The sequence below is a fragment of the Asanoa ishikariensis genome, from assembly GCF_900107455.1.
In the GTDB taxonomy this organism is placed as follows: domain Bacteria; phylum Actinomycetota; class Actinomycetes; order Mycobacteriales; family Micromonosporaceae; genus Asanoa; species Asanoa ishikariensis.
Genome location: NZ_FNQB01000001.1, coordinates 1,935,801 through 1,956,278, shown reverse-complemented (window position 1 = coordinate 1,956,278; position 20,478 = coordinate 1,935,801). Strand labels below are relative to the sequence as shown.

22 protein-coding genes are annotated in these 20,478 nt (G+C 72.0%); 11 read left to right on the top strand and 11 right to left on the bottom strand.

All coding sequences use genetic code 11. From position 1 onward, the window contains the following. A complete protein-coding gene (locus tag BLV39_RS09315; RefSeq protein WP_090789303.1) occupies window positions 1–471 on the top strand; it encodes a ribose-5-phosphate isomerase in 471 nt (156 codons plus the stop codon). On the opposite strand, the gene BLV39_RS09310 is transcribed toward BLV39_RS09315, so the two are convergent. Together BLV39_RS09310 and BLV39_RS09305 are read right to left on the bottom strand one after the other, a co-directional pair. Continuing rightward, entirely contained in the window at window positions 468–899 is a 432-nt protein-coding gene (locus BLV39_RS09310) for a hypothetical protein (protein ID WP_090789301.1), read from the bottom strand. The genes BLV39_RS09315 and BLV39_RS09310 overlap by 4 nt on opposite strands. 42 nt (window positions 900–941) lie before the next feature. Then, window positions 942–2,171 carry a GNAT family N-acetyltransferase gene (locus tag BLV39_RS09305; RefSeq protein ID WP_090789299.1) on the bottom strand — a complete coding sequence of 410 codons (1,230 nt, stop codon included), beginning with the start codon at window positions 2,169–2,171 and terminating at the stop codon, window positions 942–944. A gap of 78 nt (window positions 2,172–2,249) precedes the next feature. Between BLV39_RS09305 and BLV39_RS09300 the strand changes: the two genes are divergently transcribed. The 3 genes from BLV39_RS09300 (at window position 2,250) to BLV39_RS09290 (ending at window position 5,642) form a co-directional block, all read left to right on the top strand. Beyond that, complete coding sequence (locus tag BLV39_RS09300) at window positions 2,250–2,771, top strand: hypothetical protein (RefSeq protein ID WP_090789296.1); 522 nt, start codon at window positions 2,250–2,252, stop codon at window positions 2,769–2,771. Window positions 2,772–2,839: 68 nt separating this feature from the next. Continuing rightward, a complete protein-coding gene (locus BLV39_RS09295) occupies window positions 2,840–3,883 on the top strand; it encodes a glycosyltransferase family 2 protein (RefSeq protein ID WP_090789294.1) in 1,044 nt (347 codons plus the stop codon). Window positions 3,884–3,887: 4 nt separating this feature from the next. Further along, complete coding sequence (locus BLV39_RS09290) at window positions 3,888–5,642, top strand: glycosyltransferase family 2 protein (RefSeq protein ID WP_090789292.1); 1,755 nt, start codon at window positions 3,888–3,890, stop codon at window positions 5,640–5,642. Window positions 5,643–5,696: 54 nt separating this feature from the next. Here the strand turns inward: BLV39_RS09290 and BLV39_RS09285 are convergent, their stop codons facing one another. Both BLV39_RS09285 and BLV39_RS09280 read right to left on the bottom strand, forming a co-directional pair. Then, window positions 5,697–6,863: an MFS transporter gene (locus tag BLV39_RS09285; RefSeq protein WP_090789290.1), complete on the bottom strand. Its 1,167-nt coding sequence runs from the start codon at window positions 6,861–6,863 to the stop codon at window positions 5,697–5,699. A gap of 47 nt (window positions 6,864–6,910) precedes the next feature. Then, window positions 6,911–7,486 carry a TetR/AcrR family transcriptional regulator gene (locus BLV39_RS09280; protein WP_090789288.1) on the bottom strand — a complete coding sequence of 192 codons (576 nt, stop codon included), beginning with the start codon at window positions 7,484–7,486 and terminating at the stop codon, window positions 6,911–6,913. A gap of 86 nt (window positions 7,487–7,572) precedes the next feature. Here BLV39_RS09280 and BLV39_RS09275 point away from each other — a divergent pair, with 86 nt between their 5' ends. Next, window positions 7,573–8,553 (top strand): NAD-dependent epimerase/dehydratase family protein, encoded by a 981-nt coding sequence (locus BLV39_RS09275; protein ID WP_090791305.1) that lies wholly within the window; start codon window positions 7,573–7,575, stop codon window positions 8,551–8,553. 3 nt (window positions 8,554–8,556) lie between these two features. On the opposite strand, the gene BLV39_RS09270 is transcribed toward BLV39_RS09275, so the two are convergent. The 3 genes from BLV39_RS09270 to BLV39_RS09260 all read right to left on the bottom strand — a co-directional run bounded on the left by BLV39_RS09270 (window position 8,557) and on the right by BLV39_RS09260 (window position 11,744). Further along, window positions 8,557–9,099: a hypothetical protein gene (locus tag BLV39_RS09270; protein WP_143049694.1), complete on the bottom strand. Its 543-nt coding sequence runs from the start codon at window positions 9,097–9,099 to the stop codon at window positions 8,557–8,559. A gap of 53 nt (window positions 9,100–9,152) precedes the next feature. Then, on the bottom strand, window positions 9,153–10,502 hold the full coding sequence (locus BLV39_RS09265; RefSeq protein WP_090789284.1) for an MFS transporter: 1,350 nt from the start codon (window positions 10,500–10,502) through the stop codon (window positions 9,153–9,155). Between the two features lie 225 nt (window positions 10,503–10,727). After that, window positions 10,728–11,744, bottom strand: coding sequence for a mechanosensitive ion channel family protein (locus BLV39_RS09260; protein WP_090789283.1), 1,017 nt, complete (start codon window positions 11,742–11,744; stop codon window positions 10,728–10,730). Window positions 11,745–12,020: 276 nt separating this feature from the next. On the opposite strand from BLV39_RS09260, the gene BLV39_RS09255 reads away from it, so the two are divergent. Continuing rightward, entirely contained in the window at window positions 12,021–12,563 is a 543-nt protein-coding gene (locus tag BLV39_RS09255; protein WP_090789281.1) for an HNH endonuclease, read from the top strand. On the opposite strand, the gene BLV39_RS42915 is transcribed toward BLV39_RS09255, so the two are convergent. From BLV39_RS42915 to kynU, 3 genes are all read right to left on the bottom strand, one after another. After that, window positions 12,560–13,396, bottom strand: coding sequence for a class F sortase (locus BLV39_RS42915; protein WP_090789279.1), 837 nt, complete (start codon window positions 13,394–13,396; stop codon window positions 12,560–12,562). The genes BLV39_RS09255 and BLV39_RS42915 overlap by 4 nt on opposite strands. A gap of 5 nt (window positions 13,397–13,401) precedes the next feature. Continuing rightward, window positions 13,402–13,935 (bottom strand): hypothetical protein, encoded by a 534-nt coding sequence (locus tag BLV39_RS09245; RefSeq protein WP_090789277.1) that lies wholly within the window; start codon window positions 13,933–13,935, stop codon window positions 13,402–13,404. Between the two features lie 132 nt (window positions 13,936–14,067). Continuing rightward, complete coding sequence (gene kynU / locus BLV39_RS09240; protein WP_090789275.1) at window positions 14,068–15,351, bottom strand: kynureninase; 1,284 nt, start codon at window positions 15,349–15,351, stop codon at window positions 14,068–14,070. On the opposite strand from kynU, the gene BLV39_RS09235 reads away from it, so the two are divergent. From BLV39_RS09235 to BLV39_RS09215, 5 genes are all read left to right on the top strand, one after another. After that, window positions 15,350–16,786, top strand: a complete 1,437-nt coding sequence (locus tag BLV39_RS09235; protein WP_090789273.1) for an amidase — start codon at window positions 15,350–15,352, stop codon at window positions 16,784–16,786. The two genes, kynU and BLV39_RS09235, sit on opposite strands and share 2 nt — an antisense overlap. 28 nt (window positions 16,787–16,814) lie before the next feature. Then, a complete protein-coding gene (ctaJ, locus tag BLV39_RS09230) occupies window positions 16,815–17,144 on the top strand; it encodes an aa3-type cytochrome oxidase subunit CtaJ (protein WP_143049693.1) in 330 nt (109 codons plus the stop codon). A gap of 49 nt (window positions 17,145–17,193) precedes the next feature. Then, complete coding sequence (locus tag BLV39_RS09225) at window positions 17,194–17,592, top strand: DUF5130 family protein (protein ID WP_090791303.1); 399 nt, start codon at window positions 17,194–17,196, stop codon at window positions 17,590–17,592. Between the two features lie 119 nt (window positions 17,593–17,711). Further along, complete coding sequence (locus tag BLV39_RS09220) at window positions 17,712–18,131, top strand: globin (RefSeq protein ID WP_239083990.1); 420 nt, start codon at window positions 17,712–17,714, stop codon at window positions 18,129–18,131. A gap of 90 nt (window positions 18,132–18,221) precedes the next feature. After that, on the top strand, window positions 18,222–19,478 hold the full coding sequence (locus tag BLV39_RS09215; protein WP_090789266.1) for a delta-60 repeat domain-containing protein: 1,257 nt from the start codon (window positions 18,222–18,224) through the stop codon (window positions 19,476–19,478). Window positions 19,479–19,764: 286 nt separating this feature from the next. Here the strand turns inward: BLV39_RS09215 and BLV39_RS09210 are convergent, their stop codons facing one another. Continuing rightward, on the bottom strand, window positions 19,765–20,367 hold the full coding sequence (locus BLV39_RS09210; RefSeq protein ID WP_090789264.1) for a type III secretion system chaperone family protein: 603 nt from the start codon (window positions 20,365–20,367) through the stop codon (window positions 19,765–19,767). Between the last annotated feature and the right edge of the window lie 111 nt (window positions 20,368–20,478).

The window sequence follows — 20,478 nt, the reverse complement described above, 5'->3', positions numbered from 1 at the left end:
ATGCGCGTCTACCTCGGCTCCGACCACGCCGGCTTCGAACTCAAGTCCCACCTTGTCACCCACCTCGCCGCAACCGGCTACGACGTGGTCGACGTCGGTGCGCACAGCTACGACGCCGAGGACGACTACCCGGCGTTCTGCCTGCACACCGGCGCCAAGGTGGTGGCCGACGAGGGCAGCCTCGGCGTGGTGATCGGCGGTTCCGGCAACGGCGAGCAGATCGCCGCCAACAAGATCAGAGGGGTACGCGCCGCGCTGATCTGGAACCTCGACACGGCGCGGCTCAGCCGCCAGCACAACGACGCCAACGTGGCCGGTGTCGGTGCGCGCCAGCACTCGCTCGACGAGGCGACCGCGCTGGTCGAGGCGTTCCTCTCGACCGAGTTCTCGGGCGCCGAGCGGCACTCCCGCCGGATCGCCGAGGTCGCCGACTACGAGGTCGCCCAGGAACTGCCGGCGCTGCCCGCCTAGGTCTTGGGGCGTGGGCCGGTGCTCCCGCGGGGCAGGTCCTCGCGGGGCACCCAGTTGCGGCGGACGACGACCAGGCGCTCCATCGCCTGTGCCTCTTCCGCCGCGCTGGGCCGGGACGCGTCGCGGGCCCGCATCGCCGCGGTGATGCCGACCTGGGACGCGCCTGAGCCGACCAACCCGCGCAGCCCGCGCTCGGCCTCGCGTTCCTCCGACGGTGGCAACCCACCCATCGGGCGCGGGCCGGCCGGGCGGCGCGGCCGGCTCTCGCTGGGATCGGGGCGGCGGGGAGCGGGTGGTGGCGCGGGGTCGTGCACCTCGGGGGTGGTCGCCGAGGGCAGGCCGTCGTCGGGATCGGACGGTGGCGGTGCCGGCACGGGCCGGTCCGCCGGGTGGCGCTGGCGCCGCCGACGCCGTTCGTTGTCACCCATCGCGCCTCCTCCCATTGTCGAGCACCGTACCCGTTCCCCCCGTCAGAACACCTCCGCTCCGCCGGGAGCCTGGTGCCAGTGGAAGGCGGCGTCGGCGGCGGCCAACGCGCCGGGGCGCCACTCATGGACCCGGCCGGCCCGGCCGAGCGCGGCCAACGAGGTGCCGCCGAGGTAGGCGGCGCCCAGCTCCAACACGTCGCAGGCCAGGTCCGCGGGGTCGGTCGTGCGCTCGCAGGTCGTCGTGTTGCCGTCCGTGGAGAGCCGCCAGCGGCCGGCGTTGCCGGGCAGGATCGCGTCGGTCAGCTCGACGACCACGTCGAGGGGGGCGCTGTAGGCCCGCCCGCGCAGCGCCGCCGCTACGTCTACGAGCCGCACCCACAGCCCGTCGGCCGTGGTGGCGCCGAGCCGGCGCGGCTCCGGCACCAGGTGGAACAGGGGCTCGTCGGGCGTCGCGAACGAGTAGGTCAGTCGCCGGGTCAGGTCGAGCGAGAACAAGAAGCGCCAGAGCGCGCGGTACGCGTCCGGGCCGGCGGCGACCACCTCGTCGACGCGGACCTCGGCCGCCGGGCCGCCCTCGTTCCACTCGTTCTTGACCCGCCACAGCGCGAAGCCGTCGACCGTGCCGTCGGCGTTCTCGTGCACGATCGCCTGCCGCTCCGTCGCGCCGTCGCGCTCGGAGGGCACGTCCGCGAGCAAGTAGCTCCACCAGTTCTCGTCGCGGCTCGACCAGCCCGGCCGGCGATGCCGGACCTCGTCGTAGACCTTGACCAACTCGGGGCGCAGCGCGTCCGGCGAGCCGGCGCGGAGTCGGCCGGGCGCTGGCGCGGGCAGCCCGGTGCTGGTGAGGTCGGCCTGGAAACGGATCCGGGCGCCGGCCTCGCCGTAGCCGAACCTCGGGTAGATCGCCGTCTCGCTGGCCCAGAGCGCGGCGATCGGCTCGCGCCCGGCAGCGGAGACCTCGCGGAGCTGGCGCTCCATCAGCCGGCGCAGGATGCCCTGCCGCCGGTGGGTCGGCAGGACGCCGACGCCGGTGACGTGCGCGCACGGCAGCGCACCGCCGGGTACGGCGATCTCGCGGTCGAACGAGGCCGCGTTGCCGACGATCGTGTCACCGTCGACCGCGACCAGCCCGCGCGTCGGGTCCACCAGGGGCCGTTCGACGGCCAGCACCGCGGGGTCCTGCGTGTGGTGGAACACCACACCTAGCATCGTGGCGATGGGTTCGAAGTCGTCGGCGGTAGCCGGCCGCAGCACCACGTCGGGGGAAGTCATGCGTTCTGCGTACCGGATTGCCGGCCCGGGGGCGACCGGTTTGTCGGCTCGCTACCCTGGCGTCAGGAAGGGGGCGTGATGACCGACCAACGCGAGCCGTGGGCCGAGCGCACCGTCGAGATGCCGCCCGAGGGCCAGAATCCGTTCCGGAGCGGGCGGGCGCAGGTGGGTCCGGCCAGACGCGCCGAGCCGACGGGACCGCACATTCCGACCGGCACCGGCTGGCCCGGCGAGACAGGCTCGATCCCGCGCCCGGTGTTCTCCGAAGAGCTCCGGCTGTTCCGCCGCGGCGCCCGGTTGATGCTCACCGGCGCGCTGTTCGCCTTCGTCTGCTGGGGCCTGTGGGCCATCTCCGACGGCGGCAACCTCGGCACCCCGTTCGCCCTCTTCGTGCTGACCGGCCTGGTCGCGCTCGGCCTGTACGCGCTGGCGCGGGTGGTCGGCCGGGTCGTGTGGGAGAAACAGCTCGGCCGGGTACGCCGGTCCGCGCGCGGCGCCCACCTCGTCACCGCCGTCTTCCTGGCCGGCGTGGGCATCGCGTACCTGCGCCAGATCGACTGGGTCGTCAGCGCCTGGAGTTGGTTCGCGGGCCTGTTCTGACGGGGCTGCCGGGGCTTGACCACCCGCCCTAGACTTCACCCATTTCCCGCGAAGGAAGGCAGCACGGGATGGCGCTGCTCAGTGTGGTGGTCCCGGTCTACCGGGTCGAGGAATACCTGGCCGAGTGTCTCGACTCGATCCTCGGTCAGAGCTTTGTTGACCTCGAGCTGATCGCCGTCGACGACGCGTCCGACGACGGGTGCGCGGCGATCCTGGCCGACTACGCCGCCCGCGACAGCCGCGTCCGGGTGCTCAGCTTTCCGACCAACCGCGGGCTCGGCGCGGCGCGCAACGCCGGCCTCGCCGCCGCGACGGGTGACTACGTCTGGTTCGTCGACAGTGACGACTGGCTCACCGAGGGGGCGGTCCAGGAGGTCGCCGACCGACTGGCGAAGACCGAGGCCGACCTGCTGATCACCGGCTTCGCCAAGGTCTGGGACACCGGGCGCGTCTCGGAGTCCACGGTCGGCAAGGCCGGCCCGGCGCCCGACACATTCCGCCTCGCCGAGGTGCCAGGGCTGGTCAAGCTCCTGCACATCGCCTGCAACAAGGTGATCCGCCGCCAGTTGCTCGTCGACCTGGGCCTGGTGTTCCGTCCCGGCTGGTACGAGGACGTCGCGTTCTCGGTGCCCCTGATGATCGCCGCCGAGCGGATCACCCTGCTGGACTTCACCGCGTACGCCTACCGCCAGCGGCCGACGGGCTCGATCACCCGTACCGTCAGCCCGCGGCACATGGACGTCATCGGGCAGTGGGAGTTCGTGTTCCAGTTCCTGAACGGCCGTGGCCCGGCCGACGCGGCGCTGCGCTCACCGATCTTCGAACGGGCGATCTGGCACGTGCTCCGGGTGCTCAACCACAGCGCGCGCCTGCCGCAGCACCTGCGCCGCGAGTTCTTCGCCCGCGTCGTGGCCTTCTACCGGGCCGAGCGGCCGGCGGGCGGCTACCCCCTGCCGGCCGGCGACGAGGGCGTCAAGCACCGCCTGGTCGCGCGCAACGCATTCCTGCTCTTCGAGGCGTTGCGGGCGGGGCGCCGGATGCAGGTCCGGATGGTCCGCCGGGCAACCCGGCCGGCCAGGGCTGAACCGCGCGTGCCGGACGCCGTACCCTAGCCGCGTGTCGTCATATTGGTCCCTGCTCGACTGCCCCCGGCCGCGCGGCCGCCTCAACCGGATCAAGCGCCTGATCGGTCTGCGGGTCATCCGGCTGCCCCGGCAACGGGTCCTGATCCTCGCGGCCAGCCCGGGTCACCTGCGTGAGCTGATGGCGGCGCCGGAGTCGGTGGCACCCGCCCGCGCCGTCCGGATCATGACGATCTGGCAGACCATCCGGCCCGGTTGGGCCGGCGCCGTCGACCCGCTGCCCAGGCTGCGCCGGCACCAGGTGTCTCTGCCGCTGCGCTGGCGCGGTGTGGCTTCGGTCACGTTCCGCCTGCACGAGCCGCTGCCGCTGCGCGACATCGTGCGCAGCGCGCTCAACGCGCTGCTCCCGGTGCGCCGGATGCCGATGCCGGCCAGCGCCGACATCGCCGCGACCGGCACACCTCCGGCGTTCCTGCCGCCGAGCGCACGCGTCGGCAAGCTGCCGAAGCCCGACGAGATCCGGCCGACGGACGTGCTGCTGACGGCCGACCCGGCCGCCGACCCGAGCGCGGCCGGTGTCGTGCTGACCAGCGACGCGGCCCAGGCCGGCGGCGCGGTGCTGCTCGACGCGATCCGGATCAACCCGCGGGGCCGCCCCGACCGCACGGTCAAGGGCACCCAGCGACTGGTCTTCGGCGACGCCCAGTCGGGGCCGACCGTGCGCTCCGGCCGGCTCGACGGGATCGGCCTCGACCAGCTCACCATCGAGATGGTCCGCCGCCGGGCCACCATCGACGTCGGCGACCTCGCCGGCTACCAGGGCGACCCCGCCCAGGCGGCCGCGCTGCTGGTGCAGGTGGCGGCGACCGGCGCGGTGCTGCTGGCGCCCGACCTGCAGCCCGCGGTGGCGAAGCTGCTCGCGCCGGAGCTCGCCGCGATCCTGGCCGAGCCGGCGCCCGACGTCACCGACTCCGTGGCGCTGGAAGTGCACAGCATCCGGCAGCGCCGGGCCGCGCTGCGCGGCCACTCGTCCGAGCTGGTGCTCCCCCGCCTCGCCGCGGAGGGCTTCCCGCTGCTGCGCCAGCTCCCGAGCGTCAGCGCGATCCTCATGACGCGGCGGCCGGAGATCCTCGGTCCGGTGCTCGACGCGCTGGAGAAGCAGTCGTACCCCGAGCTGGAGATCGTGGTCGGCCTGCACGGCTGCCCGGCTCCGGACGCGCTCACCGCCTGGGTGGCCCGGTCCGCGCGGCCGGTCACCGTGGTCGAGGTGCCGGCCCACGTCGACTTCGGCACCGGGCTCGGCCTCGTGACCGCGCGCTCCAACGGCAGCCTGGTGACCAAGGTCGACGACGACGACACGTACGGCCCCGAGCACCTGTGGGACCTGGTCCTGGGCCGGCACTACTCCGGCGCGACGATGGTCGGCAAGGGCGCCGAGTTCGTCCACCTCGAGGACCGCAACGAGACGATCCGCCGCAAGTTCGGCAACCCGGAGTCGTTCGCGGAGTCGGTGGCCGGCGGCACGATCATGATCGGCCGGGGCGACCTGGAGAACGCGGGCGGCTGGCGGCCGGTGCCGCGCTCGGTCGACCTGGGCATCATCACCCGCGTCAAGGCAGACGGTGGCCTGATCTACCGGACGCACCCGTTCGGCTACATCTACCACCGCCGGGCGAAGGGCCACACCTGGGACCCGGGCCAGCAATACTTCATCGACTCGGCCCAGGTGACCTGGCAGGGGCTGCCGCCGTACTCCGAGTTCGGAGTGCTGGCGACCGCCTCAGCCTGACTTACTGTCACGAAGGGCCCGGCTCGCGTTCATGGGCTGGGCCTTTCGCGTTTGTCACGCGTGGCTGGGTTGGCGGCGGCGGGAGCTGAGGCTGATCAGCACCGCCGCGGCCAGGAGCGCGACCACGAGGGTGAAGATGCCGCCCGCCCAGCGCAGGCCGGCGTACTCGATGACGATGCCGACGCCGATCGCCGGCAGGGCGAGCAGCGTGTAGAGGATCGCGAACAGGGCCGAGAAGGCCCCACCGCGGCGTTCCGGCGGCACACCGGTCGCGATTGCCCGCAGGCCGGCACTGACCGCGCTGCCGGTGCCGAGGCCGACCACCACCGCGGCGGCCAGCAGGGGCGGCAGTGCGGCGCCGAGCACCGCGGAAGCGATCAACGCCGCGCCGACGATCAGGGCCACGCAGGCGAGCGGCAATGACAGCCGGGGCGGCAACCGGCGGTCGATGAGCTGCCCCGCGGCCGTGGAGACGAACCCGAGGAACACCACGAACCCGGTCAGCGCCGGGTCGTGCTTGCCGAGCTCCACGCCGAGCAGGATGCCGGTGACCGACGTGAGCACGCCGAGCACGCCGAATCCGGCACCGCCGGTGGCCGCCGCCCGGATGAAGTCGCCCCGGATCTCGTGCGGGATCCGGAGCCGTTCGAGGTGGAACGTGGCGCGGCCGCGGCGGACCGTCTCCGCGACCAGGGTGAGCCCGATCAGGCTGGCCGCGATGAGCGCGAGGTCGACCACCCAGCTCAGCCGCAGCGGGTGGGGCGCCCACTGGGCCAGCAGGCCGGAGAGCATCGTGCCCGAGGCCAGGCCGCCCATGTTGGCCAGCAGGGCGAGCACGGGACCGAGCCACTTGCGGCGTTCGGGTAGCTGCTCGGCGATCGCGGCGGTGCCGGCGCCGGTGGCCAGGGCGGCCGAGAAGCCGGAGATCACCCGGGCGGCGAGCAGCATGCCGAGGCTGTCGGAGACGAGGAACAGTGCCGCGGCGGCGGCGGAGAGCAGCAGCGCGATGGCCAGCACGGGTTTGCGGCCGATCTGGTCGGAGAGCCGGCCGAGGGTCAGCAGGCCGACGACGACGCCGAGCGCGTACACGCCGAAAAGGACCGTGATCTCGACCGGAACGATGCCGAACGACTGCTCGTAGAGCGGATAGAGCGGCGTGGGTACCGTCGTGCCGAGCATGACGGTCCAGAAGACGAAGGCCGTGATTACGACATTACGCACGACGGCCAGCCTATCCAGTTTTCGATCTTGGCCGGATGTGCTCTTGCTTACGGGGCTCGGACGAGCTGCCGGAACAACGGCTCCAGCAGCCCGCGAAGGTCAGCGGGGTCGGCGTCGGTCAGCGCGGACAGCGCGAGCACCTGTCGCATGACCTGGATGCCGGACACGAGGGCCAGCACGATCGCGGCACGCTGGGGCGCGAGGTCGCCGGCCAGTGCCTCGGTCAGCACACGGTGGTAGTGCGCCTCGATCTGCGCGCGCCCGATCTCGGCGGCCTGGTCGCTCGACGACGAGCGCAGCATGATCAGGAAGCCGTCCAACGGGGTGGCGCCGCCGGCCGTGATGTCGACGAGGTTCGCGGCGATCCGGTCGGCGAAGTCGGGCGCCTCGATGTTGGCCCGGGTCAGGATCGTCGGCTCGGCCATGATCTGGGCGACGACCTCGGCGAAGAGCTGCTCCTTGGACCCGAAGTAGCGGTTGACCATCATCGCCGTCACGCCGGCTCCCTCGGCGATCTCGCGCACACCGACACCGTCGTAGCCGCCGCGCGCGAACCCCACCCTGGCCGAGGCCAGGATCGCCGCCCGGGTGGCCGCCGCGTCCCGGCGGCGGGCTTCCGCCATGCTCGCTCCCCTGTCGTAAGTCTACGACCGTAGACGTGGCCTGTCGTGCGCGTTAGTCTACAACCGTAGACAAGGAGATGATCACGATGAAACGCGTACTGGTGACCGGCGGGACCGGGTTCGTCGCCGGCTGGTGCATCGCCGGCCTGTTGGACCGTGGTTTCGCGGTCCGGACGACGGTCCGCGACCCGGGGCGGACGGCGCACGGCGACCAGGTCGAGGTCGTGAGCGCCGACCTGACCCGGGACGACGGCTGGGACGCGGCCGTGGCCGGCTGCGATTACGTGCTGCACGTCGCCTCACCCTTGGGCGGCACGGACCGTCGCGCCGACCTGATCGGCCCGGCCCGCGACGGCGCGCTGCGGGTCCTGCGCGCGGCGACCCGGGCGGGCGTGCGGCGGGTGGTGCTGACGTCGTCGACCGCCGCCACGACGCCCGCGGACCCGCACGGCGTCAGCGACGAGACCGTCTGGACGGACCCGGACGACCCGAGCCTGAACCCGTACCGCCGCTCGAAGCTCCTGGCCGAACGCGCGGCGTGGAATTTCATGGCCACGCAGGGCGGCGACACGGAGCTCACCACAGTGCTGCCGGCGGCCGTCTTCGGCCCGCTGCGCTCCCCTGGCAACGCCGGCTCGGTCGACGTGATCGCCCGCCTGCTGGCCCGCCGCCCACCGGTGCTGCCCCGGTTCGGCTTTAGCATCGTGGACGTACGCGACCTGGCCGACCTGCACATCCGCGCGATGACCGCACCGGCCGCCGCGGGCGAACGCTTCATCGGCGCGGGCGAGTTCCGGTGGTTGGCCGAGATCGCCGCCGTGCTGCGAAGCCACCTGGGCGCGCACGCCGCCAAGGTGCCGACCCGCGGGGTCCCGGACGGCGTGGTCCGCACACTGGCCCGGGTGGTGCCGCCGCTGCGGCCGCTGACCCCGCTGCTCGGACGCGACCTGACCTTCAGCTCGGCCAAGGCCCAACAACTGCTGGGCTTCACCCCACGCCCAGCAACGGACACCATCGTCGACTGTGCGACCAGCCTCCTGCCGACCGCCGCCGCAAGGCGCCCCTGACGGTCAGACCTCGGACAGGAGCCGAAGCTGGCGCGCCTGGCTGGCGTCGACCACGCCGTCCCCGCGCCGGTCCTCGGGCCAGATCTCGGCGGCGTCCCAATGCGCGGCCCGTACGCTGCTCGCCGTGCCGATCCGGACCCCGGCCGCCCTCAACTGCTGCAGTAGCCGTTCGGCATCGAAAAGGTAGACCGCGGTGACGCACCACGGCCGGACGGTGCCGCGTGAACTGACCGCCGGACCGGGCGGGCCGGCCAGCACCAGGTAATAGTCCAGGTCGGCGGACTCGGTCACGTCGACCAGACCTTCGCGTTTCAAATACCACTTCACGTTGACTGTGCGGCCCGCCAACGCCCCGGATCGGAATCGCCCGTCGACCGCGGCTTTCGCCGCCGAGGGTTCGAGGTCGATGTCAAAGATCTGGCTCGCGATCCACTCGCCCAAATGACCGGAGGTCATCGGTCTGTCGGTGATCGCCGCGATCCGCGCGTCGATGCCGTTACGGACACGCAGCAGTTCGGCGATTCGGGCCAAGTCCATGGCATCCACAGACGACATCGTGGCGGGCCGCCCGCAGTGGTGTCCAGACCGGCAGGCGATGCCTACGGTTGGGCGTGGGCCGGGCGGGGGCTGGAGGGGCCGCGTTGGGCCGGCGGGCGTTCCTCCGCGTCCGGGTGGGACTTGGCGGCTTCCGCGATCGCTACGTCGAACTGGTGGGTGTTCGGCCAACTGCTGGCCATGAACAGCATCAGCGCGACCCCGCCGATGCTCCAGACCCCGACCACCAGCGGGATCTCGAAGTGTTCGGCCAGGACGCCGGTGATCAGGACCGCGGCGCCCTGCATGAGTTGGACGCCGGTGGCCATCACGCCGAAGGCGCGGGCTCGGTAGCCGTGCGGCAGGGCCTGGACGAAGAGGCCGTTGGCCACCGGCATCAGGCCGGCCACCGCGAACCCGGAGATCGCCGCCAGCACCGCCACCCAGACGGGTGACGGGTTGAGCAGTGACGGCACCAGGATCAGCGGGGAGATCACCGCGAACGGGCGCACCAGCCGGCGGCGGACGTGTGGCGGCACCAGGCGGGCCATCGCCAGGCCGCCGATGATGAAGCCGAGCGGGTTGGCCGCCATGATCAGGGCCTGGTAGGCGCCGGCCGCGGTGCCTTCGGCCTTCTCCTGGGCCCAGGCGGCGGCCAGGCCCTCCGGGACGATCGAGAAGAGCATCGCGGAGAAGACGAGCAGCGCGATGCCGCGCAGCACCGGGCGGCCGAAGACCAGGCGGAAGCCCTCGGCGGTCTCGCGGAACAGGTTGGACCGGTGGTGTTCGGGCATCGCCGGCGGCCGGTGCTTCGTGCCGAACCAGATCAGTAGCGCCGAGGCGAGGAACGTGCACGAGTCGACGACGATCGCCGCGCGGGGGTTGAAGGCCGCGATGCCCGCGCCGACGGCGTAGCCCGCGACCTGGGCCGCCTGGCTCACACTGTTGTTGAGCGACAGGCCGACGACCAGTTTGTCGCCGGGCAGGATCACCGCCAGCAGCGCCGACCGGGCCGCCTGACTGGGCGGGTTGGCCAGCGTCGCGACGAACAGGATGACCAGCATGACCGGCACCGGCACGCCGGGGATCACGATCAGCGCGATGAGTGCCATCCGCGCCAGGTCGCAGCAGACCATGACGTTGCGGTACGGGTAGCGCTCGGCCAGCGTGGCCAGCAGCGGGCCGCCGACCAACCAGGGCAGGTAGCTGATCGCGAACGCGGCGGCCGACAGGGCGACGGACTGCGACTGCTGATAGACGATGACCGTGACCGCGGCTTTGGAGATGTAGTCGCCGAGCCAGGAGAGCAGACTCGCCGCAAAGACCGCCCGGTATTCGCGCTCGCCGAAAACCTCGCTAAAGGTTGCCGGCCGGTTGGACGGTCGTGTCTCATCGGACACTGCGTAAGCCTCCATCGCCCTCGGCAGCCCACTTGTGGCGGTGCGACCGAGCAACGTTGTCAGACGTCGGGGGTGAAGTGAGCTTGGGACGGATTCTGCCCGATCGTCTGACAACTGGCTAGGGCGAACGGGCAGGGGGTCGCTTGTCCGACTGAACGATCGGACGATACCCGACCGTTCAACTGGCGCGCGACCCCGGCCGGCACGACCTTCAATGTGCGGGATGGGTGAAGAGAGCCGCTAAGAACCACCCTCCGGTGTGGCCGGACGGGGGAACACCCGGTTCGCCGCGAGCTGCGCGGTGATGCCCGCGCTGGCCAGGGCCTCGGTCAGCCGGCGGCGCAGCTCCCGGCCGACCAGGTACTGACCGTCCGCAGTGGTCTTCGCGATGGTGCGGATGACGGTGCCCTCGACGGTCACCGTCTCGACGCCGAGCACCTCCGGCGCATCGACGAAGTGCTCGGCGAGGTCCGGGTCGGCATAGACGTTGGCGACCGCCGCCCGCAGCACCTCGGTCGCCTCCTCGGCGTCGGCGAAACCGATCGGCATATCGATCATGAGCATGGCCCAGCCCTGGCTCTTGTTGCCGACCCGGATGATCTCGCCGTTGCGGATGTACCAGAGCACTCCGCGGGCGTCCCGGACGGTGGTGATCCGGAGCCCGACCGACTCGACCACACCGGTCGCCTCGCCCAGGTCGACCGTGTCGCCGACCCCGTACTGGTCCTCCAGCAGCATGAACAGGCCGCCGAGCAGGTCCTTGACCAGGCTCTGCGCGCCGAAGCCGACCGCCAGACCGAGGATGCCGGCGCTGGCCAGCAGCGGTGCGAGATTGAAGCTCAACTCCTCGAGCACCATCAACAGCGCGATCGAGAAGACGAACGCGGTCACCAGGCTGCGCAGGACGGAGCCGATCGCCTCGGCCCGCTGGCGGCGCCGCTCGGGCACGACGGAGGCCGGGTCCGCGACCGCCGCGGTGGGGGTTCGCTGGCGCAGCGGCTTGAGGATGGCCGGCACGGAGCTCTGGGAGGTGGTCCGGACCAGCCGGCTGATCAGCTTGTGCAGGAGGTACCGGGCGACCACCGCGAGCAGCAGGATCGCGACGATCCGCAGCGGTTTGACGAGGAAGTAGTAGCTTCCTTCGGCCGCCCAGGCCGAACCGGTCACGTCGTACATCCAGCCGCAGAAAGCGTCATTCTTCGCGCAGCTCGCGGTCGGCGCTGGGGACGGGGATGCCTCGGCGAGGTTCATGATCATGTCGATGGCAGTCACACGTGTGTTCGTACCGCATGGGCCGTTCGGCTAATGAGGCGGCCTGAGCCGGGCCGCAACCGGACGGAACCGACCATCTCACCACACGAAACAAAACTTCACTTCCCGGGCCCCGATTAGTACGTGCAATCGGGTCCCCCATCAGGGACGATTGCTGCACGGGCGAAGGCACCTCGCCGGCGCCGGTCGTGGCGCTGCGCACCACGGCCACACATCGCGGACCTGTGGAGCGGGCGACAGAACGACCGAGAGGTGAGCGGGATGCCTGACATACGACCAACTGTGGGCTCTGGGGTATTAGTCCTGAACGCTACCTACGAGCCCCTGTGCGTCGTGTCAGTGCGAAGAGCCGCGATCCTCGTGCTATCCGCCAAGGCAGTCTGCGTCGCCGACGGCGATGGTTTCCTGCACAGCGTCCGCCACGAGCTTCCGGTGCCGTCGGTGGTCCGGCTGACCCGCTACGTCCGGGTCCCCTTCCGCGCCACCGTGGGGCTTTCCCGGCGAGCCATATTCGCTCGCGACAGTTGGCGGTGCGCCTACTGCAAGGGTCCGGCCGAGACCATCGACCACGTGTTCCCGCGGAGCCGCGGTGGCCGGCACGCCTGGGAGAACGTCGTCGCCGCGTGCGCGCGCTGCAACCACAGCAAGGGCGACAAGACCCCGGCCGAGCTCGGCTGGCGGCTGCACACCAAGCCGGCGGCGCCCAAAGGAGTCGCGTGGCGCGTGCTCGGCCACCGGGCACCCGACCCGCGCTGGGCGAGTTGGCTCGACCTGCCCGCCGAGGCGGCCGAGGCCGCGGCTTAGCTGCGGTCGCGCGCTGACACCAGCGACGCGAACACCACGATGTTGTCGGCGTAGCCGGTCGCACCACCCACCCAGCGCCCGCCGCAGGTGATCAACCGCAGTGCGGGCCGGGTGAAGTCGCCGTGCACCCGGTCGGCCGGCATGTCCCCCTTGTCGAAGCGCTCGACCGAGTTGACCTCGAACACCGCCACCGAACCGTCGCGCCGGCTCACCTCGACCCGGTCGCCCGGGTCCAGGGTGGACAGCTTGGCGAACACCGCCGGTCCGGTCTTCGTGTCGACGTGCCCGACGACCACCGCGGGACCGAACTCGCCCGGCGTCGGTCCGGCGTCGTACCAACCGGTCTCGTTCGGCTCGTCGACCGGCGGCACCGCGATCGTGCCGTCGTCGGCCAGGCCCACGTCGTTGACGGGCGCGTCCACGCCGATCGACGCGATGGTGATCCGGGTCGGCCGGCTCGGCTCGAGCACCGGGAAGTCGCGGGGCGGCGGCTCGTCGCGCGAGCCGAACCAGTTCGGCATCGAGATCGAGAACCCCCCGGTCGCCTGGCCGAGCCCGAGCCCGGACAGGAACACCCCGAGCAGGACCAGGACGAGCACGCCGGGTACGCCCAACAGGCGGCGCTTGGGCGCGGGTGGGCGCTCGGACAGCCCGAGCAGCCGGGCCGAGGTGGCAGGTCCGGCCGAGATGGCAGGTCCGGCCGAGGCCGGCGGGGACACCGGGTCGGGCGCGGAGGTGGTGCCCGGGGGCGGCGCGACCGGTGGGGGTGCGCCTGCCCCCGGCAGTCGGAGCAGGTCCCGGATGACCGGGATCGACTCCTGGTCATCGGACATGGCGGCTAGACCAGTCGCCGACGCCGGCGGAGCGCCACGGCCAGGCCGGCGCCCGCGGTCACCGTGGCCAGCCCGCTGACCAGCGCGAGGGTCCCGTCACCGTCGGAACCGGCCAGGCCGCCACCGCCGGTGTGCGGGCCGTGCGTCGGGCGGGACCGCGCGATCACCTTGAGGTTGGTGTCCGCGTGGCCGCTCTTGACGCAGGTCAGCTTGACCTCGTAGTCGCCCGCGCGGGTGTTCTCCGGCACGGTCGCGTCGCCGGTCAGGAAGCCCCACTTCGGCACGAGGACGATCTCGCCGAAGGCCTTCGAGTGCGCCTTGGCCTCGTCGACCTTCTCCTTGCAGCTCGCCTTGATCTGGACCTGGTCGCCGGCCTGGACGGTGCTGGGGCTGACCTCGATCCACGTGCCCTCGGCCTGAGCCTGCCCGCCACCGGGCCGCTCATCTCCGCCGGGCTCACCGCCACCAGGTTGCTCGCCATAGGCGGGCGCGGCGGGTGACGGCGGTTCGGCGTGCGCCGGCACGCCAACGATCAGCACAGTCCCAGCGGCCGCGGCAGCCCCAGCCACCACGATCCGGCTAAGTGCGGCAAACGAAACGACAGACACGAAAGCCCCCCTCCGCATGGGGAGACGATAACCCCGCCTAACGGCGTAAAGACCCGAAATCGGTCAGGTAACCCGAGAACGATTCGCGGAAAACCGCCGCCAGGACTCGGCCTCCATGATCGTGCGGAGGCGGTCGAAGCCCTCGTACACGTCGACGAACCGGGTGTAGAGCGGCGCGAAGCCCAGCCGGAGCCGGTCCGGGGTGCGGTAGTCCGGGATCACCGAGGCGTCCCGCAACGCCTGGCTGATCTGCCACGCGGCCGGGTGGTGCAGGGTCACGTGCGCGCCGCGTCCGGAGCGCGGCGACGCCAGCGCGAAGCCGTGCGGCGTGAGCCACTCGTCGTAGAGGTCGACAGCGAAGTCGCCCAACGCGGTGCCCTTGGCGAAGATCCGGTCGATGCCGGCCGCCGCGGAGAGCTGGACACCGCACAGCGCCGCGTAGCCGCCGAGCACCGGCGGCGTGCCGACCAGGAAGCGGTCCACCGACGGCGCCGGGTCGTACGCCGGACCCATCGCGAACTGGTCCTGCTGCCCGAACCAGCCCCAGATCGGCTGCCGCAGCGAGGTCTGCAGCGATTGCCGGACGTACAGGAACGACGGCGCGCCCGGCCCGGCGTTGAGGTGCTTGTAGGTGCACCCGACCGCCAGGTCGACCCCCGCCGAGCGCAACGGCACCGGCACCGCGCCCGCCGAGTGGCACAGGTCCCACAGGACGAGCGCCCCGGCCGCGTGGGCGGCGGCGGTGATGCCGGCCAGGTCGGCGATCGCGCCCGAGCGGTAGGCCACGTGCGACAGCGAGACCAGCGCGACGTCGTCGTCGAGCGCCTCTCGCACCGAAGCCAGCGTCACGCCGATGTCCGGATCGGACGGCAGCACCCGGAGCGTCATGCTGCGCGCCGCTGCTACACCCTCCAGCACGTACCGGTCGGTCGGAAAGTTGTCGTCGTCGGTGAGGATGACACGACGGCCGGGCCGTGCGTCGCACGCCGCGACCGCCAGCTTGTAGAGGTTGACGCTGGTCGAGTCACCCAGCGTGACCTCCCCTGGCGAGGCCTCCAGCACGGCGCCGGCCAGCAGGTCGCCGACCTCGCGGGCCAGCCCGATCCAGCGGTCCCAGCCGCGCACCAGGTCGACGCCCCACTCCTGGTCGACGGCAGTCCGCAACCGCGACCGGGTGGCCCGGGGGAGGCGGCCCAGCGAGTTGCCGTCGAAGTACACCAAATCGGGCTCGTCGATGACGAACTCGTCGCGGAAGGCGGCCAGCGGGTCCTCGGCGTCGAGTCGCTGGGCCTGGGTGAGGCGATCAACGGGCACGCCGACACCGTAGCCGGGCAGGATGAGAGGCATGGCGGACCTCCACGACCTGACCGCGCTCGAACAGGGTGCCGCGATCGCCGGCGGCGAGCTGACCAGCGCCGACCTGGTCGAGCACTACCTGGCCCGGGTGGCCGCGTTCGGCGACCGGGTCGGCGCCTTCGTGACCGTGACCGCCGACCAGGCCCGCGCCGAGGCGGCCGAGCTGGACCAGGCACCGCAACGCGGTCCGCTGCACGGCGTGCCGACCGCGATCAAAGACCTGACCCTGACCGCTGGCGTACGCACGACGTTCGGCTCCGCGGCTTTCGCCGACTACGTGCCGCCGGTCGACGCCGACGTGGTGACCTACCTGCGAGCGGCCGGCACGGTGTCGCTGGGCAAGACGACCACATCGGAGCTGGGCACGTCCTGCCACGCGGAGAGCCTGGTCGCACCGCCGGCCCGCAACCCCTGGGCGCTGGGCAACACGGCCGGCGGTTCCAGCGGCGGCGCGGCGGCCGCGGTCGCCGCCGGGCTGGTGGCGGTCGCGCAGGGCTCCGACGGCGGCGGCTCGGTGCGGATCCCGGCGGCGATCTGCGGCCTGGTCGGCTACAAGCCGAGCCGGGGCGTCGTCTCCGGAGGCCCGCTGGGCTCCACCGGGTTCGGCCTGCCCACCCACGGCGCGATCGCCCGCACGGTGACCGACGCCGCCGCCTTCCTCGACGCGATGGCGGTGCCGACGGTCGGCGAGCCCTACCTGGCGCCGCCCGCGCCGGGCGGCGGCTACCTGGGTGCCGCGCGCACGGCTGCACCGGGCCGGTTGCGGATCGGCCGGTTCACCACGCCGATGCTGGTCGACACTCCGGTGGATCCCGCCTGTGTGAAAGCTGTCGACGACGCCGCCACAGCGCTGGCCGACGCCGGGCATCACGTCGAGGAGGTCGCGGCGCCGCTCACGCCCGACATCTGGCCGCTGTTCGAGACGCTCTGGTACGTGCTGTCGTTGGCGCCGATACCCCCGGCGGCGGAACCGTCGCTGCTGCCGCTGACCCGCTACCTGCGCGCCCGGGGCGACACGGTCGGCGCCGGCCAACTCATCACGGTGCTGGCCGAGCTGCAGACCCAGGTGCGCCAGGGCCTGGCCCGGCTGGCCGGCTACGACCTGTTGCTCAGCCCGACACTGGCGGTGCCGCAGGCCGAGGTCGGCTGGTTCACCTCGGCGGACGAACCAGGTGAGGATTTCGACCGCCAGCGGCGCTTCTCGCCATTCTGTGCGATCTTCAACGTGACCGGCCAGCCGTCGGTGAGCGTGCCGATCGGCGCGACCGCGGACGGCCTTCCGGTCGGTGTCCTGTGCAGCGGGCGCTACGGTGACGACGCGCGGCTACTGGCCGCCGCGGCGCAGCTGGAGCGGATCGCCGGGCGTGTTGATCGCCACCCGGCGATCTGGACGGACGCGCCCTCCGCTACCGTGAACGGCGTCTGAGCCGGACGGCTTTGAAAGGGCGTTGGCGTTGTCAGTTACCGAGACGGTGCTCTACTTCGTCGTCATTCCGGCGGCCGCCGTGCTGGTGATCGCGGGGCTGGCGGCCGCGGGCGGCGGACCCCGCCCCAAGCGTTACCGGCCCGGGCGGCCGTACGATTTCCGGCCGGTCTGGTTCCTGTCCGCTCCGGAGCTGCTCTCCCACGCGCCGGAAGAGGCGGACTCCCACATGATCGAGGCGGGCGAGACCCGCGCGCTCTCCACGGCGGCGACGCCGTACGGCGGCCCGGTGGGCGCGATCGAGCCGGTGCCCTCCGCGGCGTCGGCCGGCAAGGTTGGAGGCGCAAGTGACCGCTGGTGAAACCGGCCCTCTGCTCGCGCAGCACCCCGAGGCCGAGCAGCGCGCCGAGCTGATCGAAGAGCACAACTACGGCCAGCCCGAGGTGCTCGAGGGTCCGTTCAGCACCCGCCAGTTGCTCCGTCTCGACGAGGCGCTGCGCACCGCGGACCGGGCGACCGGGCTCGTCTTCTCCGTCTACGTCGGAGAGTTGGAGGAGCCGGTCCGCGGCCACGCGGAGCGGATGCACCAGCAGCTACCCGACGTCGCGTCGGCCGTACTGATCGCGGTCAGCCCCAACCAGCGGGTGCTCGAGGTCGTCACCGGCGGTGACGCCCGCCGGCGCATCCCGGACCGCGACGCCAAGCTGGCCGCGCTGTCGATGGTGGCCGCCTTCGGCGGCGGCGACCTGGCCGGCGGCATCATCAGCGGCCTCGACCAGCTCGCCACCCGCGCGGGTCGCGGCGAGTAGTTCTTCTTCCCGAAGGCCCGGCACCCACGGTGCCGGGCCTTCGTCTATCCGCTAGCTGTGGCGGCAGGCACAGTCCCACGTGAATGGGTCTCGGATCCCGGCCTGGCAGGATGGAAGGCGTGACTGCACAAGGCAAGGACGAGCCGACCTTCTACGAGCTCGTCGGGGGTGAGCCGACCTTCCGCAAGCTGGTGGCCCGCTTCTACGAGGGAGTGGCGGACGACACGCTGTTGCGCCCGCTCTACCCCGAGGAAGACCTGGGCCCGGCAACCGAGCGACTCACGTTGTTCCTGATGCAGTACTGGGGCGGCCCGAACACCTACTCCGCCACCCGCGGCCACCCCCGGCTGCGGATGCGGCACGCCCCGTTCCGGGTCGGCCCGGAGGAGCGGGACGCCTGGCTGCGGCACATGCGCGACGCCGTCGACTCGCTCGACCTGCCGGCCGACCAGGAACGCACGCTCTGGGAATACCTGGAGCGCGCCGCGTACTTCATGGTCAATACGATGGACGGACCAGGCGCTACAAATCCGACATAATCGCATCGCAGGGCACTTCTCGGTCGTTGATCCGCACGACCGCCGCCGCGGAAGGATCGCGGGGGCCGCACGCCGAGGAGCCCCTCCCGAATGCGCCGCCGACTCATCGCCGCAGCCGTGGTCATCGCCGCCGGAATCGCCGGTGCGCTGCCTGCCGTCGCGGACGTGGCCCAACCGACCGTCGTGACGGCGGACCCGGTCGACTTCACCCCGCACGCGCTGGACGGCACTGTCCGCGCGATCGCGGTGGTCGGCAACACCGTGGTGGTGGGCGGCACGTTCAGCAGCGTCGCCAACGAGGGCGGCTTCCGGTCCGTCCGCCGCCCGTACCTGTTCGCGTTCGACGCGAAGACCGGCGTGGTCCGCACCGCGTTCGCACCGGCGGTCGACGGCGCCGTCTACGCGCTCGCCGCGGGCCCGGACAACACGGTCTACGTCGGCGGCGCGTTCCGCACGGTCAACGGCGCCTCGGCGCGCGGCCTGACCCGCCTGTCGGTGTCCTCCGGCGCCCGTGTGGCCCCGTTCAAGGCGGAGATCAATTGGGGCGACGTGCGTACCCTCGCCGTCAACGGCAAGCGGCTCTACGCGGGCGGCCCGTTCTCGGCGATCAACGGTGTCAACCGGGCCGGCCTGGCCCGGCTCGACGGGGTCAGCGGCGCGGTCGACACCGGCTTCGACGCCAAGCTCACGGCCACCGAGATGGCCCGCGTCCGGGTCGAGGACATGGCCCTGTCGCCCGACGGCCGCCGCCTGGTCGCGGTCGGCGCGATCACCCACGCCGGCGGCCAGCCCCGCAACCAGCTCGCGCTGCTCGACGTGTCCGGCCCGAAGGCGTTGGTCGCCAACTGGTACACGGACGCGTTCCGCTCGCAGTGCGACACGTCGCTGGACACATACCTGCGCGGCGTCGACTACTCCCCCGACGGCGCGTACTTCGTCACCGTCACCACCGGCGCCCTGACCGGCCCGGGCAAGATGTGCGACTCGGCGGCCCGCTTCGAAAGCGCCGGCACCGGCGCCCACAAGCCGACCTGGGTCAACCACACGGGCGGCAACACCCTGTTCTCGGTGTCGGTGACCGGCCCGGCGGTCTACGTCGGCGGCCACCAGCAGTGGCTCGACAACCCGCAGGGCAAGAAGACCAAGGGCCCGGGCGCCGTCGACCGCCCCGGCATCGGCGCGATCAACCCGAAGACCGGCAAGGCCCTGCCCTGGAACCCGACCCGCAGCCGCGGCATCGGCGCCCGCGCCATCGTCGCCACCAAAACCGGCCTCTACGTAGGCTCCGACACCGACAAACTCGCCAAGGAGTACCACGGCAGGATCGGGATGTTCCCCCTGCCGTAAGGCTTGTCGAAGAACAAGGCGATCAAGAGCAAATGCCAGGAGCGGTCCCGGGCCCGCGGTGGTCCGGACCGTCGCTCCCGCCGGGGACCGCTCGCTTCGCTTCGCTGCCAGCTTCGCGGTGGGTAGATCGTTCCGGGTCCGCAGTGGACAGTCGTCCGCGGCTGTCCGGATCGGTTGTGTGCCGCGAGCCTGGCAGGGACGGGCCCCCTGGGGCCCGGCCCGGTCTCCGGCGGGAGCAACGGTCAGCACCTGCGCGGACCCGGGCGAAGAACCAGATTTTGCTGATTTAGAGCAACGCGCCTTCGTCGTGTAGCCAGTCGACGAAGGTGCTGGAGACGGCGGCGCCGCAGTCGAGCATCTCGACGAGCAGGGCGTCGTGGGAACCGGCACCCAGGGGCACCTGGATCTCCGCGTAGATGGGGAGTTGGCCGCGTTCCGTTGGATCCCCCACATAGGCCTTGCAGAAGCGGCGCGTGTGGTTCCACTCGTTGACGACGCGGTAGGCGCGGTCGGCCCAGTCCGGTGGGACCGTCGAGTGTGGACGGGCGCGGATCACCAGGATCTCGTCTTCCGGACCCTCCAGGGTGAACAGCACCGCGTGGCGTTCCCACATCGCCAGCAGACTGCCGTCGCCGTCGGCGAGGTAGCGGATGTCGAGCAGGTCGAGCGCGTCGCCGAGGCGGCGGAGTGTCACCTGCTCGACCGACGCGGGCCGGTCGGGGGTCTCCCGGGGCACGGGCACCGGCACGGCGAGAGCGGCCAATGGTTCTAGCACGACAGCGTTGGGATCACGTTGCGGAGGCACTCCCAATCGGACGTTGCCGTCCTCCGCTCGAAGCTCGGACTCAACCCCACCGGCGTGGCCGGGACGCCATGACCACCAAGGCATCGCTCGCGCACCTCACTCCCCAGCGAATCCGTCCGCGTACGTTGCGTTGGACCCGGGGTGACGGTACCCGGAAGGTCGGCGGAGGGCACCCCCCCAACGGCAGGCCGGACC